We start from the raw sequence: 15,294 nt of genomic DNA on the forward strand, positions 1-15,294 counted from the left end.
CCGCTACTGGTCGGTTGCTGCCCTTTGCGACAGGCGGCCAAAGCAGCCGCTCGAAGGTATCGATGAAAACTCGGGCGACTCAGCTTTTGTCGATTGACGCGCTGTCTTAATAAGGCCGCATGCAATAAGCCTTGGCGTTTTTCGTGAGTAAGATCAAGACACTACCTTGGGGCTGGCATACTTGTCCCATCCCGCACCTGCATCAGCGCAAACCCCAGCAGATTCAAGCCTTTCCACAGATTCGGATTGTTCGCATCCGCGTTGTCCTGTGCGAGCCCTATACCCCAGATGTTATCAACCGGGCTGGCTTCGACAATAACGCTCGAACCGGTTTGTAGAAGATATTCGTTCAACTGGGGATTCTGAGAGAACTTGGCCTGGTTCGCTCGAACGACGATGTCGTATCGGTGTTGCAACCAAACCTCATCATTGAATCCGCGCACGTTGCGGCCAAGTGCTTTGGCGGCATTAGGTGTAGGGGCCTGGAGCACCTGCGCACGAATTTCCTGATCGTCGAACAAGGCCGCTTTCTCGGCCATCATGAAGTGTTCGGCTGTCGGGTAATGTTGCCCCTCGACAATGAACCCAGCCTCGAACCATTGGCTGAAGCACGAAGCCGTAACGGCAACTTTGCTGCGCTGGTGCCCCCAGAAAAACGTAAATTCCAGATGTTCTCCAGAGTTGAAACGGGCGCACAGTTCTTTCACATGCTCAGAGTCGTTCAATGAGATTTCCTTGCTGACGGAAGATCGAAGTGACTGGAAGCATCGCTAAAATCCGCAGTCTTTAAAAAAGCTACGAACGCCCGTAATGCTGCCGATTGGTGGCGACGACTTGGGAAGTAGAGGTAAACAGCCTCCAGGGAACAAGACCATGAGGGCAGGACCCGCGACAACCTTCCTGATTCGAGAAGGCCGGACACATACGCGGCAGGCGCGTTAACAATCCCCAATCCCCGCAGCGTCAGCTCGATTTGCGATGCCAGGTCGTGGACGATCATGGATGTCGGCGGGACGATTTGTACCACCTCGCTGGCAGATTCCAACGTCCAGGGGATGATCAAGCCATCGATCTGACTGCGACACATGATCGCGCGATGATTGAGCAGATCGTTGGGATGCTTCGGTATCACTTGGTTACGAAGATAAGCCGGGGATGAGACGAGCACGGCCTCCGATTTAGGCGCAATGGGTACCGCCACCATATCCTTATCAATGCAATTGCCGTAGCGTAAACCCGCGTCATAGCCTTGTTTAACGATGTCGATGAGTCGCGCCTCAACGGCAATTTCGAGTTCAATATCGGGGTAGATATCCTGAAACGCCTTCAACGCTGGCGCGATGAACAACTCAAACGGCGCGCGTGGCATCGTGAGCCGCAAAGGGCCGGTTGGGTGTCCTGCCCGACCCGATACCTCCTCCGCGGCTTGCCGCAACTGCGACAGAGCTGGGCCCGTCGCAAGCAAATAGTCGTTCCCAACGTCGGTCAGGCTGAGGCTTCGGGTGGAGCGGCGGAAAAGCGACGTACCTAGCCGCTCTTCAAGAGCGCTGATCGCTTGGCTAACGGCGGACGGCGAAACGCCCAGCTGCCTCGCAGCCTCGGAAAAGCTGCCGGCTTCTGCAACGGCCACGAACATGGCCACACCGTCGGTACTGTCCTTCTGTCGCATTTGGGACCTTTAAGTTTTACTTCAAGCCTCATGCTCGATTATGGGGCTAATGGTGATGATTCGCTCACTATAAGATGCCTTACCACCACGAACCAAGGCATTAAAAAATGGACAATGACCTTATCGCCATCTCGCTAGAACCCAAGCCGACAGCGCTATCGCTCAGTCGGCGGTCTCTACTTATCAATATGGGCGCAGCCGCTGTGCTGATGTCCGTCGGCAAAGCATGGGGAGCTCTCTTGTCCACATCCACACTGACCTCGCGCATGTTCAGCAGCCCTCGCCATACAACGCATTATTTGGCGTCCGGGCCAGCCGACGGGCCACTGATGATGTTTCTGCATGGTTGGCCGGAGCTTAGCTTGATCTGGCGCGCGCAGATGGAAGCGTTCGCTGCAAAAGGCTGGCACTGCGTTGCGCCGGATATGCGCGGCTACGGCCTTTCTGCCGCTCCAGAATCCACCCGTGAATACACGATGGAAAAAATCGTGGCGGACATGGCCGAACTTCATGACCATCTCGGCGGCAAGCCCGCCATCTGGGTTGGCCACGACTGGGGCAGTGTTGTGGCCGGTGAATTGGTGGCCCACGAACCACAGCGCAGTCGCGGCGTGGTGCTGATCTCCGTGCCGTATTTCCCCAACACGAATGCGTTAGCCACGCTGGTTCCATTGGTCGACCGGGCGATCTATCCGGCCAGCCAGTTTCCTGATGGTCAATGGGACTATTACCGCTACTACAATACGCACTTCGCATCAGCCGTCGCTGATCTGGACGCGGACAAAGCGGCATCGCTGGCTTCGATTTATCGACGAGCAGACCCGGAGAGTATTGGCAAGGTCGCGTCGAATGCCGAAGTGACACGCAAAGGGGGGCGGTTTGGCGCCAGTCATCGTGCCCCGCCTACCCAGCCTGATCCGGCGCTCTGGCCGGTGAAGGATTTTTCCATACTGGTGCAGGCATTCGAGGAGCGAGGCTTCCGCGCTCCCTGCGCATGGTATCTAAACGATGACGCCAACATCGCCTACGCTCGTCGCGCGCCTAATGGCGGCAGGTTGTCATTGCCAGTACTGTTTGTGAACGGCGACTACGACCAGATGAACAGCATCAACGGCAACCGGTTGGGCGACCCGATGCGGGCGGCTTGTGCAGACCTCACCCTAACGAGCCTGCCAGGCGCGCATTGGCTGCCGGTGGAGTGCAAGTCAGAGCTCGTTGTTGCCATTGATAACTGGCTTCAAAGTAAAAAGCTTTGATGCCCAGGCGTGGCTGGCGATCGTCTTTATTGCGCAATTCACCCACCCAATCAGCCTTCAAATCAACCGATCCACCACCCTCGCATTCCACTGCTCCCGGTAGCTTTCCCGCCACCCCGGACTGCCCTTATCCAACCACTCCAACGTCGCCTCAATACTCTCAGGGCTAATGATGAAGTGATTGATATGCTCCTCGATCCGCTCTTGCGATAAATGCAGCGCATCCAGATAGCCATTGAAAGAATCCGCCAGCACCACGTACTCATCGCCCTGCTGACGGCGCCCGGTCCAGGCAGGTAGGCCCGCGACCATCGCCGCCACGTCCTGGCGCCCTTCCCGCAGGTCCAGCAGCAAGATACTCGCACCGCCGTCGCGACCGATCGGCAGCAATCCCGTTGCGGGGAAACCGGGCTGGGCCCGCAGTTGCTCCAGTTCGAAAGGGTTGGACTCATACTCTTTGTCCGGGTCCAGCCCGTACAGTGAAAAACTGAGCAGTTCCTCATCGCCATTGGCCAGGGTCGCCAGCACATCGTATTCCACGTAGGCGCCGTTGCAGGTCTTGAGGAATTGGCGATAGTCGTCCGGCAGGCGGGCACCCAGGCTGGCTTCCAGTTGCGCGATGGCGCGGTCGGTGGCGCCTTCACGGGTATCTTCGAGGATGAGTCCGCGGTAGTCAGTCATTGTTGTCTCGAAAGGGCATTGGGTGGGACGCGGTGTCAAATCGATCTTACAAAAAAAGACTGTTCACAGGGGGTTGGTTTTTGGCCGATCCGCCTCCGGCATCACACCACACTCGCCCGCTGCAGGCTGCTCATATGCCCAACACCCGCCGCCTTCAAACGACTCACCAGATCCTCCCGCGCCGCTCGCCCTCCCGAACGCACGTACTCCAGCTCCGCCGCGGTGATCAATACCACCGGCACCAATCTGACCGGGGACAAGGGCATGTCATCCAGTTGGGTAGGAAAATCCGGTTCCGGGGCGCCGAGTAGAACGCCGGTGGAGTCGTCATCGGTCACGAAGAGCTTGGGCAGTTGATCGCTCATGTGGTGCGATTGGCTGAGCCCTGGCAGTTCAAGGGATAGCGTCCCGTATTGGTCGAGTTGGTGGGTGATGCCGCCAGCGTCGGCCACCGTTTTGGCGACGTGCTCCAGCAGCTCGAAAGCCCAGCTGCCTTTGAAAGGATCGACCTCCCCCACAGGACCATAGGCGTGCTCGGGGATATCCGCGGTTTCGACGAACAATTCCATCTCGAAGCCGTTGCCCATGCCTTCCGTATCATCGAATGGATCGGACAGGCCTTCAGTGGCGAGAATGATCGTGTCGCCACGGCGAACCACGCGGTAGGCCTGGCGGGTCGAAGGCCAGTATGGGCCGCCGGAAAAAGTCGGGCTGATCAGGTAGGCAAGGACATCCCGCTCGACGGTGCCGACAGCGCTCCAATGACGATCCAGGCACGCTGCGCCGGCTTCCCGGACGGCCAGATTGGCGGCTTCAGCCTCGGTCAGGTCGCCAAGCTCGTGGGATTGCGGCGCGGGCTGGTCGTCTTGGGTTTCAGGGGCTTTCGATGAACCGAAGAGCTTCTTGAAGAAATTCATGGGCGTTCCTTGCTGGATTTTCGCTCAACCTCGCCCGCGTCAGCACTCGCTGATCCGATCGCAGGCGTTGGGTGCATTGTGGCGTGTTGGCGTTGATATGAAAACGCGGGCAGGCACTTGCGGGCAGTTTCAACGAAAGGCGTGACAATCAGGCTATACACCGTCAAGTAACGCTGGTGGTCCTGTTCTCCGGTGCCGAAACGCAAGTGCTCAGGCTGCGTGCTGGTGACATAGAGCGTGCCGAACATCCAGTCCCACAACGACAGGTTGACGCCGAAGTTGCGGTTGAAATGACGCGGTGCATCGCTGTGGTGAATCTGGTGCTGGGCCGGACTGTTCAGCACATGTTCCAGCAGCGGGCCAAAGGACAGCCAGACATGGGTGTGACGCAAGTTGGCCGCCAGGCTATTGAAGATGAAGACCAGGTACGTCACGCCGAACAACGTGTAGCGGCTGATCTCACCACCACAGGCGTACCAGAAACCACCCGCGAAGAGGCCCACGCAGGCAGTGACGCCAAGCTTCTCAACGATCTTCTCCACAAAATGCACCCGACTCGCGGTGGCTGGCACCAGCACGGGGGCCGAATGATGCACCTTGTGAAAAGCCCAGAGCCAGCGCGAATGAAACGCCCGGTGCGCCCAGTAGTGGACGAAGTCCTTCACCAGGAACACCCCCAGCCCATAGAGCAACGCGAGCGAAAAATTCTCACCGAGGCGCGGACGCGCCCCCCAAAGGTTGCTGAAAAAAGCCAGGTAGTCCCCGGAGCGCAGGATGTACGGATCGACCAGATGAACAATGGGCAACACCAAGGCAATCTTGAGAATCGCCCGGACGAAGTAGTAGCGATAGTCCAGCAACGCCGAACGATGCAGGTACACCCCACGACCACCGATGAATTGCCAGAACGAACGAGCGTCTGTCAGGCCGCGGTGTTTTCTGAAACGGAACAGGCCATAGGCGACACCGTAGGAAGCGCAGAGAAACAGGACTCCGAACCGACCGTTCAAGTTGAAGATGTCGAGGAACTGCTGGGTGATGGGGGCGATGACCCATGCGCTCAGGTGTTGATAGACAAGGGAAAACGCATCCACGGAATGCCGGCCTCTGTCGAAGATACGGTATTGTAAATCAGTCGCGTTGGGATGGGCTTGGGTTTTCAGGCATTTTCTGGCGGTGGCCGCTCAAAAGGATCTAGGGGCGGTCCGTTCTACCGCGACGCATATGGATGAGTGCGGTTCTACGACTGTCTGGAGAAACTCGCTCTTCAACAGCGAAGGGCAAAAAGCCCAGCTTTGGATAAAGCAGCAAGCCTGCCGTGTTTTCATTGAAACACGATACCTGCACCTCAGTGGCGTCATAACGGTCGAACGCCAGGGCCGTCATCGTTTCCACAAGAAAGGTTGCAACGCCTTTACCTCGTGCCTCTTGGGCAACAATGACATTGCCGATACAGCAAACCCCACCTGTTTCAGCCCGATAGAAGTTAGCAAAACCAACGACACGGTTCCCAGCCTCGACGACCGTCGAATCGAATCGTTGAGCGATGGCGTCAGACAGCTGAGCCTCAGTCAGAGGGTATTGGGCTTTCGGGAACATATAGAACAGTTCCCGAGCGTCCTGCGCAAAGCTACAGAGGGTCTTGATGTCATCAGCCATCACTGGCCTGCTTTGCAATATCATTGGGCGTCCTACGGCCTAATCGACATCGAGCAAGGTGTTCTTCGTATCAATCCAAAGACCCCCAGCCCGATTTGTTCGATGAGAAGGCAAAAAGTTATCAGGCTCGCTGGCCGTGGCTCACGATCATCGAGAAATGATGCAAATCGCCATAATCCTGTGGCGAGGGAGCTTGCTCCCGCTGGGTGGCGAAGCCGCCCCAAAACGTTCTTCCAGACAAACTGCATCAATCGGTCTACGACGGCTGCGCCGCCGAGCGGGAGCAAGCTCCCTCGCCACGGAGTGTGTATCTATTCAAACCATGTATGTAACTTGCTGCCGCCTTCGCGAGCAAGCTCGCTCCCACAGGAGATTGGCGGTGGGTACCCGTTCTGTGGAAATCAACCTGAACGAGTTAAGGGCGTGCTGCGAGCAAAGAGCAAATCCGCTAACTGACTCAAATGAAGATTTTTTTGGCGCACTGAATGTCCTGTAAATCCCTGCTCCAGGATAGAAACGCCTACCAACTCACGCTTGACTCATCGTCCCCGAAAAACTCGCCTCCACCGGCCCGATAAGAAAGACCGCGCCCACGCCATCCCAGCGAACCGTCACACACCCGCCATCACATTCAACCTCGACGGTGCTGTCCAACAAACCACGACGAATTCCATTAACAACCGCGCCACACGAACAAGATCCCGAACCCAGCGCAATCCCTGCACCGCGCTCCCAGATGCGCAACCGAATATGCGTGCGATCAATGATCTGGACAAAATGAACGTTGGTCTTGAGTGGGAATAGCGCGTGGGTTTCGATGGCCGGGCCGATGGTCGCGATATCAACGGTTGCCAAATCTTCCACAAAATAAGTGCAGTGCGGATTACCCATGCTGCACGCGGCTGGACTGCCGGCAAGTGGCAACACCGCGGTGTCCAGTACTTGCGCCAAGGGGATATCCGACCAGCCGAAAAGCGGCACACCCATGTCGACGGAAATGTCGCCAGTTGGGGTACGTTCGCACGTGAGCAGGCCACGGTTGGTGCGTAGCGCTACTGAAGCAACATTTGCTTCGCGCATCAGCATATCCGCCGCCCCCCGCGTCGCACTGCCGCAAACGTCCAGCGCGGAACCATCCGCGTTCCAGAACATCACGCGCGCATCGGCATCGTCACAATCGAGCAGCACCGCGAGTTGGTTGAAGCCCACGCCCAAGTTCCGATCCCCCATTCGCTGGGCCATGGCACTCGTCACCGGGTTGGCCGAATTTCGCGAATCGACAATAACGAAGTCATCGCCATTGGCATGCATCTTTTGAAAGTTCAGCGGCATGCAAACGCCCTGCTGGAGATGGAAATGGAATTACCGTCGGGGTCTTTGGCGTTGGCAAAAGAATAACCGTCCGCCCTGTGCGTAGCGCCAAACTTCAGGCCTTGGGCCAGGCACTTTACCTTGAAACCCTCGACATCCTGGAGATCAAAGACAAGCTTTACGGTGACTTGCCCTGTTTTAACAGCCCTCCCTGCCGGATGAACCATCAGGATCGCGCCACCGTTTGCAGGGCTCAATTCGGTGACGCGGTCATCGGTTTTTCTTTCACTGGTAAAACTGAAATGACGCTCATAAAAATCGCAGGTCGCTCGAACGTCCCGGACATACAGCATGATTCGATTGAGTGACGGTTGCATGTGTTCTTCCTTGATCATTATCGGTGTTGCGCCTGCTCATATGCCTTAGTCATCACGTCCCAGGTCTTCGCGTCGGCAGGGATGAGATGCTCGATACGCAATGAACTCATCGTGATGTCGAGCGGCATGCCGAAAGTTGTGAACGTTGACATGAACTTCAGCTCGCCATGGGGAGAGTCGACTCGCGTCAGCAACAGCGGAGGCAACTCGTTCGCCAGCGCCGCAGAACTGTGTGGGGCCGGCAGGCTCTTCAGAATCTCAGCCAATGCGGGATTACTCAAGGCTTCCCGAGATGCCCGTTGCCAGGCCACTAATTTTATTTCCTCGGCATTATTCAAGTGATCGCCCAAGCCACCGGGTTGCAACAGTGTCGCCAAGAGGTTGAGCCCATCGGCTGCATCCCTGGCAAGACCCACCAGATTGAACAGAACACCTGCGCTGGTGTTGGCTGCAAGGATGTCCCATTGGGCACCCAGAACAATCGCCGGAGCGGGGTTATTGGCGTGAAGTACATGATTAATGGCATCACGTACCACTTCCATTGACGAAGACGTGAGCGGCGTCGTTTCGTAGCGAGGGGCATAGCCACTGGCGATGAAGATGTCGTTGCATCGCTCCAAAGGTACATCCAGGGCAGTCAATAAGTTATGCAGAGTGCCGGGGCTTGGCTTGGCGCGCCCCGTCTCGATGCAACTAAGGTGACGCTGAGAGATCCCTGTGATCAGTGCGCAGTCCAACTGACTCAGTCCGGCCTGTTGGCGCAAGTGACGCAGTTGCGCACCAGCTGAGGTTGGCGGCGTTGTTCGAAAAAAAGGTCGACTGGTCATCCGTTGACTCTGGCATTGCGGGTGAGCGGCGTCCATGACCTCAGAGGTCATTGAAACCATGATGGTCAAATCACTAGCCTACCTCTACTGACCAATGAAAGAGTCCAAGGAGGTAAAGTGAAAAGACCCTACGTTGCACTTGTCGCGCTCCTGCTTTTTTCCGTGTACACGGCGAGTACGTTGTTTCTCGCCGAGCAATCGCTCCTGGAATTCGGCGTCAAGCTCATGTCTAGCCCGGACACCGCGCAGGTAGTCATCGACCTTTATCTGCTCGCTTGCATGGCATGCATCTGGATGTACCGGGACACACGTTCGAAAGGCAGGTCGATCACATCGTTGCTGCCTTACCTTCTGATCACGGCGATCTTCGTATCAATCGGTCCACTGTTGTACATCGTCGTTAACGGATTTGGACGCCAATCGCCAATGACAGGTATTCATGATTACCCACCTCTTTAAGCAACGCACCACAGAGGATGATTACAGCTCAAGGCCAATCAACGAGCACCGCTTTCGCATCTCCCTGGCGCATCTGGGCCAGTTCAGCATCCACCTAGCTGAGCACCAGAAAAGATGCACTGGCTCGAACCACGCGCTCCTCTCCAGCGCTGATATAGGTATTGGCAAACACCAATCGACTACCGGTTTTTTGAATATCTACGGCAGCCTCCAACCAATCACCGATCTTAGCGGAGCCAGCGAAATCAGTAGTCATCGTGGTCGTCACGAGTTTAAGAGGCGGATCTTTCGAGAAAGCAGCGCTGTAGCCCAGCGCGATATCAGCCAGCGCCATGAACAATCCTCCGTGAGCGAGTCCACGCGCATTGGTGTGTTTCTCCTCCACCCGAATCCCAACGGTAAAACCTTCGCAGTTTTCCCGATAATAAAAGGGACCTAGTAAGTCAAGGAAAGGACTGCTACGAAATAACGGCTTGAAATCCTGTGGAACATCCATTTCACACTCCTTAACCGTTAACCTGAAAGATAGACCCTGGCGACGACCGTGGTGAATTGTCGTTCACAGGCGACTTGACCCATGTGACTCTGCTCAATTCGATCCCAACGCGGCCTTTTTCTCAAGCCAATTCCCACGCGTCATCTCCCAAACCTCCTTAAGCAACGACCCACAAACAAAGTCCCCCTGCTGCGTCGCAATCAGGCGCATGCCTTCATGCTCCGAAACTTTGCGCGAAGCCTCGTTGCCCACTGCCTTGGGCACTTGCATGACAGGGCGCCCCAGCGCTTCAAACCAATAGGCGTTGATCACTTCGCAGGCCTCGCGCATGTAGCCTTTGCCCTGCCATTGCGGCGCCAGCCAGAAACCACGGTTATTGCCGGGCTGGTCGTACAGGCTGATGCTGCCGATGCTCTGTGTCGGCTCTTCGGCAATACGGATCATCCAGTGCCACTCGCGTCCGGCTGCAATAGCGGGGAGCGCATGGTCGCGCACGTAGGTCAGCGCGCCGTCATCCGGGTAAGGCCAGGGCACGCGACTGTCCAGGTAACGGACCACTTCCCAATGGGGAAATAGCTGTTGAATTGCCGGTGCATCCGTCAGCTCAAGGGGGGTGAGGATGAGGCGGCGGGTTTGGAACGTGGGGCTGGGGCTCATGATGAAACTCCTTTTTCACATTATGGCGTCCTTGGAAAATACTCCACGCTAGAAGTTATCCGTCACCCTGCACAGTTTGCTGTCCTCCAAGGATAAAGGGGGAAGCTCGGTCGTTTTCACGGACAGTTGCTTGAGGGTCACCGTGCACTTGTATCGCCCCGCGGCGTCCAGTTGGTAGTCCGCCCCTGCTTTAGGGACAAAGCGGAACATGTTGTAGCATTGAGCCCCGATGTAATGAAACGCAATGGGCTGCCCGGCAGGCACCAGCAGCTCAGTCATAACCGTGGAAGATGAGTGTTTGTCGTCATCTGGCATGCCCAGGCTCTCGCCGTTGCGATTGGCGTAGCCATCGCGGAACGCCACCATGACGCCCGCGCCCGGCAGGCGGAAGTCCACACAGTCGGACTTGGGTACGGCTCTGACCATGCCATCGCTGATCACCCGCAAGCGCGCGGTCTCGCCACCGTCAGGCGTTGAGTAAGGGGTGGAGAAAGAGCGGACATCCGACAGCGCTCCACATCCGGTGAGCAGGGTCAGTAAGGTGAAGTTCCAGGCATGTCGCAGGACACGGGACGTCGTGCGCGGGCAAATGTCAGTTTGGCCGTTGAGGGGGCGTGGCAATTGGCTCACGATGATGCTCCATGCAGGTCAGATATCCAGGGCCAACGACGGTCGAGAAGAACGTGATGCCAGCGCGGGATTTTATAGAGGGTTCGGGGATTGGCTGCAATGGTCGATGTATCGGGGCGCGTGTCATTCTTAACTTGCGTGAATCGACAACCAATCCTACCCCTTGATCAGCAGATGATTGCCCTACCCCTTATCCGGCTCTTTGACTATCTTTCTGCGGCCCTTCGAAGTCACCGTTTTGTATTCATTCGAAATGAGCCGCCTTTGCCGGGCCCGCGATCAAGAAAGCACTCGGCTCCATCGCAAACTGCTCTGCCAGCGCGTACGCCATCTTGTAACTGATAGGCCGATCGCCATTGAGTACCTTGGACACCGCCGTTTTATTTCCGATTTCAGGGAGGTCTGAACCGGTGAGCCCGAGCGTCTCCATCAGGTCCTTGATCAATTGCACAGAGCGTTGCGGCTGGCCCGACTCGCTAGCTGGTCAATCAATCCAAATCAACGCAAGATCAACACCGCCGCCACCGCAATCACGGCCACCACGCCGAAGACCATTCGTGCGATCCAGGGCGCGGTGAGCCAGACGCCAGCCGCCCCGGCAATCTGCCCCACGTTCTTCTCCGTCAGACGGAAGCTCGGCTCGCGGAAAGGGTTGCCACAATGTGGACAGGCGTAGGCCTTATCGGAAATTCGCGAAGCGCATTCAGGGCAATCGATCAGACTCATTGTGCAACCTCAGGGTGAGTGGAATTTGGGCTCTTCAAAAGACTGCTTATAGGCGTTTTTTGTTCGCGTTCAAGCTTAGCCTTTTGATAGCGTTCTACAAAAAAACGAACGGCTTCACAAAAATCCCAGTTGTCGGCACCCGAACACCAATCGAACCCCTCGCAATACCGTGGGTCTGCTCCTGTATGACCTCCTCGGAATCTGCTCCTATGTCCCCACACCAAAGCCTCGTTTTACTGGCACGCGGCGGCTACGCCGCTCGGGGCGTTATTTATCTGGTCATTGGTATCTTCGCTTTGCTGGCGGCTCGAGACTCGAGTAAATCGAAGGATAGCCACAGCAGCCTGGAGGCGTTGTTAAGCCAGCCATTCGGGCATGCTTTGGTCGGTCTGGTGGTGATGGGACTGCTCGCCTTCGCCGGATGGCGCGTGCTGCAGGCAACGCGCGATGTAGACCATCACGGTAAAGAGCTTAAAGGCTTGGTCATTCGGGCAGGTTTGCTGGCAGGCGGCTTGGTCAACGGCGCACTGGCGTTTTTTGCGTTGGGCTTGTTACTCAGCGGCCTTAAAAGCTCAGGCGATTCCGGAGGGGGGCAGACTCAGGATTTACTTGCGCGCCTATTATCCTGGGATCATTCGAATATGTTGGTCTACGTCATCGCACTGATACCGCTTGGCGTGGGCATCGCTCACATCATCAAGGGTTGGAAAGCCTCGTTCGAGAAATACTTTGAAGCTGACGAAGACGTCATGCGGTATGTGCGCCCGGTATCGCGGATCGGTCTGATCGCCAGAGGCATCGTCTTCATTGAAATGGCCCTGCTGCTGATCATCAGTGGCTCGACTTATAAAGCCATGGATCCACCCGGTATGAAAGACGCCCTCGATGCACTTCAAAACCTGCCGGCTGGCGGTGTGGTGTTAATGGTCATGGCAGTGGGCCTGATCGCTTTTTCGGTCTACAGCTTTGCCGAAGCGGCTTGGCGAAAAATAAATATGGACGTGCCTGGCATATCGGAAAAGTAGCGTTGGCTTATCGCTGCACGGGATCTACACGACGCGTAAGACCTGGCTTCCAGAATCGCCCGGCCAACCAGCGACTGACACTCAAGGCCCAGGCCAACAGAGCGATCAATCCGACACTGAGCAGCATCCCATTCACGCCCATGCTGCTGATGAGCTTGCCGGCGATAAAGGGAAAACCGAATACGCCAATGAAGTAGGACAGGCTGAAAAGCAAAAGTGCCTGGGCGGTCAGTCCAGGTGGTGCCTCGTTGGCAGCCAAGCCATTAATGACCGAATAATTGAGACCATAACCGACCCCAAGCAAGGCAGCGGTCAACCCATAACTCAGACTGTCATGGACCCACACACCGAACCCCGTCACGGCGACCAACATCAGGGTGGTCAACAGGCAAGAAGTCGCAAAGGGGTCACGGCTGACGACCCACCCGGCAATCAACAACCGACAAGCGATGGCCGCCCCCATGAAACCGACGAAAAACAAAGAGTAGTCAAGCCCATGACTGGCTGCATAACTGGTCTGGAAACTGCCCAAACCACCGAAGATTGCGCCCCCCAGCCCCACCATCAAAATGGACAACGCTGAACGCGAGCGCAGCACATCCGTCGCCGATCTCAGCCCCATCCGAGCCTTATCGCCAGACCGGCGCTCCAATTCGGCGAAACCCGTTCTCAACCGCCAAAAATACACACCACCCAGCAATGCCGCGACGGCAGCACAGAAAAAAGCCGTCTGTATCGGCAACCCAACGGAGCTGGCCAATTTGCCAGTGAGAGGACCACTACCGATCCCGGTCAACATGCTGCCCGACAAAAGCGCGAAACAATGAGTCCGCCTGGCTGGCTCGACCATCGCCGCCACCATGATGGGCCCAACCGTGTAGAAGAGCCCCCATCCGATCCCCAACATTAAACCGCAGGCCAACAAACCGATGCCAAGGCCTGATAGCAGCGCAAACCCTATGGACGCAATGACCAGAAATACAGCGCCAAGGGCCATGCACGATGCAGCACCTACGCGTTGCATCAAATGCCCCGAGGCGACCACTGCGACCAGGGTGCTCGTCATGGCAACGGCAAAGACTTGCCCTGCATCGCGCTCAGTTCCCCCCAGGGAAGACACCAGCAGCGAGACCAGGAAAGTGGCGCCATAAGAAATGGACAGAAGGAAACTGGCTACGCAAAACAGGCCGAATCGATTCGAGGGCCTGCCGTTGGAGAGCGCTGGCATCGGAGTTTTCCCACGCGTTGAACAGGCCGTTTTGTAGCACGGCTACAGGCGGGGATAGACACTGTGATGGTGGAGTCAGGGTTAGGAAATTCGTACCTTTTGCGCTGACGGCGTATCACCTGGGGGCCATTGCCCCTATCGTCATTTTTTAGACGGCAGAAACCACAAGACCCCTGGTTTTCTTGGAAAACCAGGGGTCTTGTGTGTATCGAATGTGGCGGTGAAGGAGAGATTCGAACTCTCGATACAGTTTCCTGTATACACACTTTCCAGGCGTGCTCCTTAAGCCACTCGGACACTTCACCGTATCTCGGCAAACTGTTCAGTCTGTCGAGGCGCGCTAATGTAGTCGAAAGCTTTTCCGATGGCAAAGGTTTTTTTCAGAATTTTCATGCGGTTAAGCTTGGTCGGGCATTTCAAACGCGCCTGGGCATGGCAAACCGGCCAATCTTCGGGGCTATGCAGGCGCTGCTCTATAGATGAAGGCGAAGCAGGATGGGCGGGCCAGGCTGTTTGCAGGGCCTGGGGCTGACCAGTGAGTCAGTCACGGCGCTTTACCTGACCTGCGGCGGTGGGTAACGTCTGCGACACTTCTCTTACAAGGAATAGCGTCATGAGCGACTTGATTGCCTACCATCTCGAAGACGGTATCGCGACCCTGACCTTGAACAACGGCAAGGTCAATGCCATCTCACCGGATGTGATTGCCGCGTTCAACGCTGCGCTGGACCAGGCGACGGCGGATCGGGCGGTGGTGATCATTACCGGGCAACCGGGGATCCTGTCGGGTGGTTACGATCTGAAGGTGATGACGGCCGGTCCCAAGGAAGCGGTGAGCCTGGTCACGGCGGGCTCGACCCTGGCTCGTCGCCTGTTGTCGCACCCCTTCCCTGTCGTTGTCGCTTGCCCAGGGCATGCGGTGGCCAAGGGTGCGTTCCTGCTGCTCTCGGCGGACTATCGCATTGGTGTGGAAGGACCGTTCAGCATCGGCCTGAACGAAGTACAGATCGGCATGACCATGCACCACGCCGGTATCGAGCTGGCCCGTGATCGCCTGCGCAAGTCGGCGTTTCATCGCTCGGTAATCAATGCCGAGATGTTCAATCCGCAGAGCGCTGTGGATGCCGGTTTCCTCGACAAGGTAGTGTCGGCCGAAGAACTGCAGGGCGCGGCCTTGGAAGCGGCGCGTCAGTTGAAAAAAATCAACATGACTGCCCACAAGAACACCAAGCTGAAAGTTCGCAAGGCGCTGCTGGAAACGCTGGACAGTGCGATTCTGCTGGATCAGGAGCACTTGGGCTGAGGCTGTAGGAGCTGACGAGCGGAGCGAGGCTGCGATCTTTGATCTTTCGCTCCGGACTCAATTGGTAATGGAA

18 protein-coding genes, 1 tRNA gene and 2 pseudogenes are annotated in these 15,294 nt (G+C 56.7%); 5 read left to right on the forward strand and 16 right to left on the reverse strand.

Going from position 1 to position 15,294, the window contains the following annotated elements; translation table 11 throughout:
• Positions 1-161: 161 nt before the first annotated feature.
• Together LQ215_RS22625 and LQ215_RS22630 are read right to left on the reverse strand one after the other, a co-directional pair.
• A complete protein-coding gene (locus LQ215_RS22625; RefSeq protein ID WP_230152655.1) occupies positions 162-725 on the reverse strand; it encodes an NADAR family protein in 564 nt (187 codons plus the stop codon).
• Entirely contained in the window at positions 722-1,636 is a 915-nt protein-coding gene (locus LQ215_RS22630; RefSeq protein WP_230152656.1) for a LysR family transcriptional regulator, read from the reverse strand. The genes LQ215_RS22625 and LQ215_RS22630 overlap by 4 nt, the downstream gene beginning before the upstream one ends.
• A 272-nt stretch (positions 1,637-1,908) precedes the next feature.
• Between LQ215_RS22630 and LQ215_RS22635 the strand changes: the two genes are divergently transcribed.
• A complete protein-coding gene (locus LQ215_RS22635) occupies positions 1,909-2,925 on the forward strand; it encodes an alpha/beta hydrolase (RefSeq protein ID WP_230152673.1) in 1,017 nt (338 codons plus the stop codon).
• Positions 2,926-2,982: 57 nt separating this feature from the next.
• On the opposite strand, the gene LQ215_RS22640 is transcribed toward LQ215_RS22635, so the two are convergent.
• The 4 genes from LQ215_RS22640 to LQ215_RS22655 form a co-directional block, all read right to left on the reverse strand.
• A complete protein-coding gene (locus LQ215_RS22640) occupies positions 2,983-3,606 on the reverse strand; it encodes an SMI1/KNR4 family protein (protein ID WP_230152657.1) in 624 nt (207 codons plus the stop codon).
• 101 nt (positions 3,607-3,707) lie between these two features.
• Positions 3,708-4,523 (reverse strand): suppressor of fused domain protein, encoded by an 816-nt coding sequence (locus LQ215_RS22645; RefSeq protein ID WP_230152658.1) that lies wholly within the window; start codon positions 4,521-4,523, stop codon positions 3,708-3,710.
• Positions 4,520-5,617: a sterol desaturase family protein gene (locus tag LQ215_RS22650; RefSeq protein WP_230152659.1), complete on the reverse strand. Its 1,098-nt coding sequence runs from the start codon at positions 5,615-5,617 to the stop codon at positions 4,520-4,522. Before LQ215_RS22650 ends, LQ215_RS22645 begins: the two co-directional genes overlap by 4 nt.
• Before the next feature lie 100 nt (positions 5,618-5,717).
• Positions 5,718-6,206, reverse strand: coding sequence for a GNAT family N-acetyltransferase (locus tag LQ215_RS22655; protein ID WP_230152660.1), 489 nt, complete (start codon positions 6,204-6,206; stop codon positions 5,718-5,720).
• On the opposite strand from LQ215_RS22655, the pseudogene LQ215_RS22660 reads away from it, so the two are divergent.
• Positions 6,207-6,343 (forward strand): annotated as a pseudogene (locus LQ215_RS22660) (nucleotidyltransferase family protein); the annotation flags it as partial.
• A gap of 367 nt (positions 6,344-6,710) precedes the next feature.
• On the opposite strand, the gene dapF reads toward LQ215_RS22660, so the two are convergent.
• The 3 genes from dapF to LQ215_RS22675 are packed head-to-tail and all read right to left on the reverse strand — an operon-like array spanning position 6,711 to position 8,697.
• The gene (dapF, locus tag LQ215_RS22665) at positions 6,711-7,514 is read right to left on the reverse strand and encodes a diaminopimelate epimerase (protein ID WP_230152661.1); all 804 of its coding nucleotides are present in this window, start codon (positions 7,512-7,514) and stop codon (positions 6,711-6,713) included.
• Positions 7,505-7,870: a VOC family protein gene (locus LQ215_RS22670; protein ID WP_230152662.1), complete on the reverse strand. Its 366-nt coding sequence runs from the start codon at positions 7,868-7,870 to the stop codon at positions 7,505-7,507. The genes dapF and LQ215_RS22670 overlap by 10 nt, the downstream gene beginning before the upstream one ends.
• Before the next feature lie 17 nt (positions 7,871-7,887).
• Positions 7,888-8,697 (reverse strand): helix-turn-helix domain-containing protein, encoded by an 810-nt coding sequence (locus LQ215_RS22675; RefSeq protein WP_230152663.1) that lies wholly within the window; start codon positions 8,695-8,697, stop codon positions 7,888-7,890.
• A 117-nt stretch (positions 8,698-8,814) separates the two neighbouring features.
• On the opposite strand from LQ215_RS22675, the gene LQ215_RS22680 reads away from it, so the two are divergent.
• Positions 8,815-9,156, forward strand: a complete 342-nt coding sequence (locus LQ215_RS22680; protein WP_230152664.1) for a DUF2834 domain-containing protein — start codon at positions 8,815-8,817, stop codon at positions 9,154-9,156.
• 94 nt (positions 9,157-9,250) lie between these two features.
• Here LQ215_RS22680 and LQ215_RS22685 read toward each other — a convergent pair whose 3' ends face one another.
• From LQ215_RS22685 to LQ215_RS22705, 5 genes and pseudogenes are all read right to left on the reverse strand, one after another.
• Complete coding sequence (locus LQ215_RS22685; RefSeq protein ID WP_230152665.1) at positions 9,251-9,652, reverse strand: PaaI family thioesterase; 402 nt, start codon at positions 9,650-9,652, stop codon at positions 9,251-9,253.
• Between the two features lie 93 nt (positions 9,653-9,745).
• Positions 9,746-10,309, reverse strand: a complete 564-nt coding sequence (locus LQ215_RS22690; protein ID WP_230152666.1) for a GNAT family N-acetyltransferase — start codon at positions 10,307-10,309, stop codon at positions 9,746-9,748.
• Positions 10,310-10,357: 48 nt separating this feature from the next.
• A complete protein-coding gene (locus tag LQ215_RS22695; RefSeq protein ID WP_230152667.1) occupies positions 10,358-10,939 on the reverse strand; it encodes a hypothetical protein in 582 nt (193 codons plus the stop codon).
• A 183-nt stretch (positions 10,940-11,122) separates the two neighbouring features.
• Positions 11,123-11,390, reverse strand: a pseudogene (locus LQ215_RS22700) (helix-turn-helix domain-containing protein); the annotation flags it as partial.
• A gap of 47 nt (positions 11,391-11,437) precedes the next feature.
• Entirely contained in the window at positions 11,438-11,665 is a 228-nt protein-coding gene (locus tag LQ215_RS22705; RefSeq protein ID WP_025214807.1) for an integrase, read from the reverse strand.
• 209 nt (positions 11,666-11,874) lie between these two features.
• Between LQ215_RS22705 and LQ215_RS22710 the strand changes: the two genes are divergently transcribed.
• Positions 11,875-12,690 (forward strand): DUF1206 domain-containing protein, encoded by an 816-nt coding sequence (locus LQ215_RS22710; protein ID WP_230152668.1) that lies wholly within the window; start codon positions 11,875-11,877, stop codon positions 12,688-12,690.
• Positions 12,691-12,697: 7 nt separating this feature from the next.
• Here the strand turns inward: LQ215_RS22710 and LQ215_RS22715 are convergent, their stop codons facing one another.
• Both LQ215_RS22715 and LQ215_RS22720 read right to left on the reverse strand, forming a co-directional pair.
• A complete protein-coding gene (locus tag LQ215_RS22715; RefSeq protein WP_230152669.1) occupies positions 12,698-13,918 on the reverse strand; it encodes an MFS transporter in 1,221 nt (406 codons plus the stop codon).
• A 215-nt stretch (positions 13,919-14,133) separates the two neighbouring features.
• A tRNA-Ser gene (locus LQ215_RS22720) sits at positions 14,134-14,223 on the reverse strand.
• A 308-nt stretch (positions 14,224-14,531) separates the two neighbouring features.
• Here LQ215_RS22720 and LQ215_RS22725 point away from each other — a divergent pair.
• Complete coding sequence (locus tag LQ215_RS22725) at positions 14,532-15,221, forward strand: crotonase/enoyl-CoA hydratase family protein (RefSeq protein ID WP_230152670.1); 690 nt, start codon at positions 14,532-14,534, stop codon at positions 15,219-15,221.
• Positions 15,222-15,294 lie beyond the last annotated feature (73 nt).

Source organism: Pseudomonas brassicacearum (assembly GCF_918698105.1).
In the GTDB taxonomy this organism is placed as follows: Bacteria; Pseudomonadota; Gammaproteobacteria; order Pseudomonadales; family Pseudomonadaceae; genus Aquipseudomonas; species Aquipseudomonas brassicacearum_F.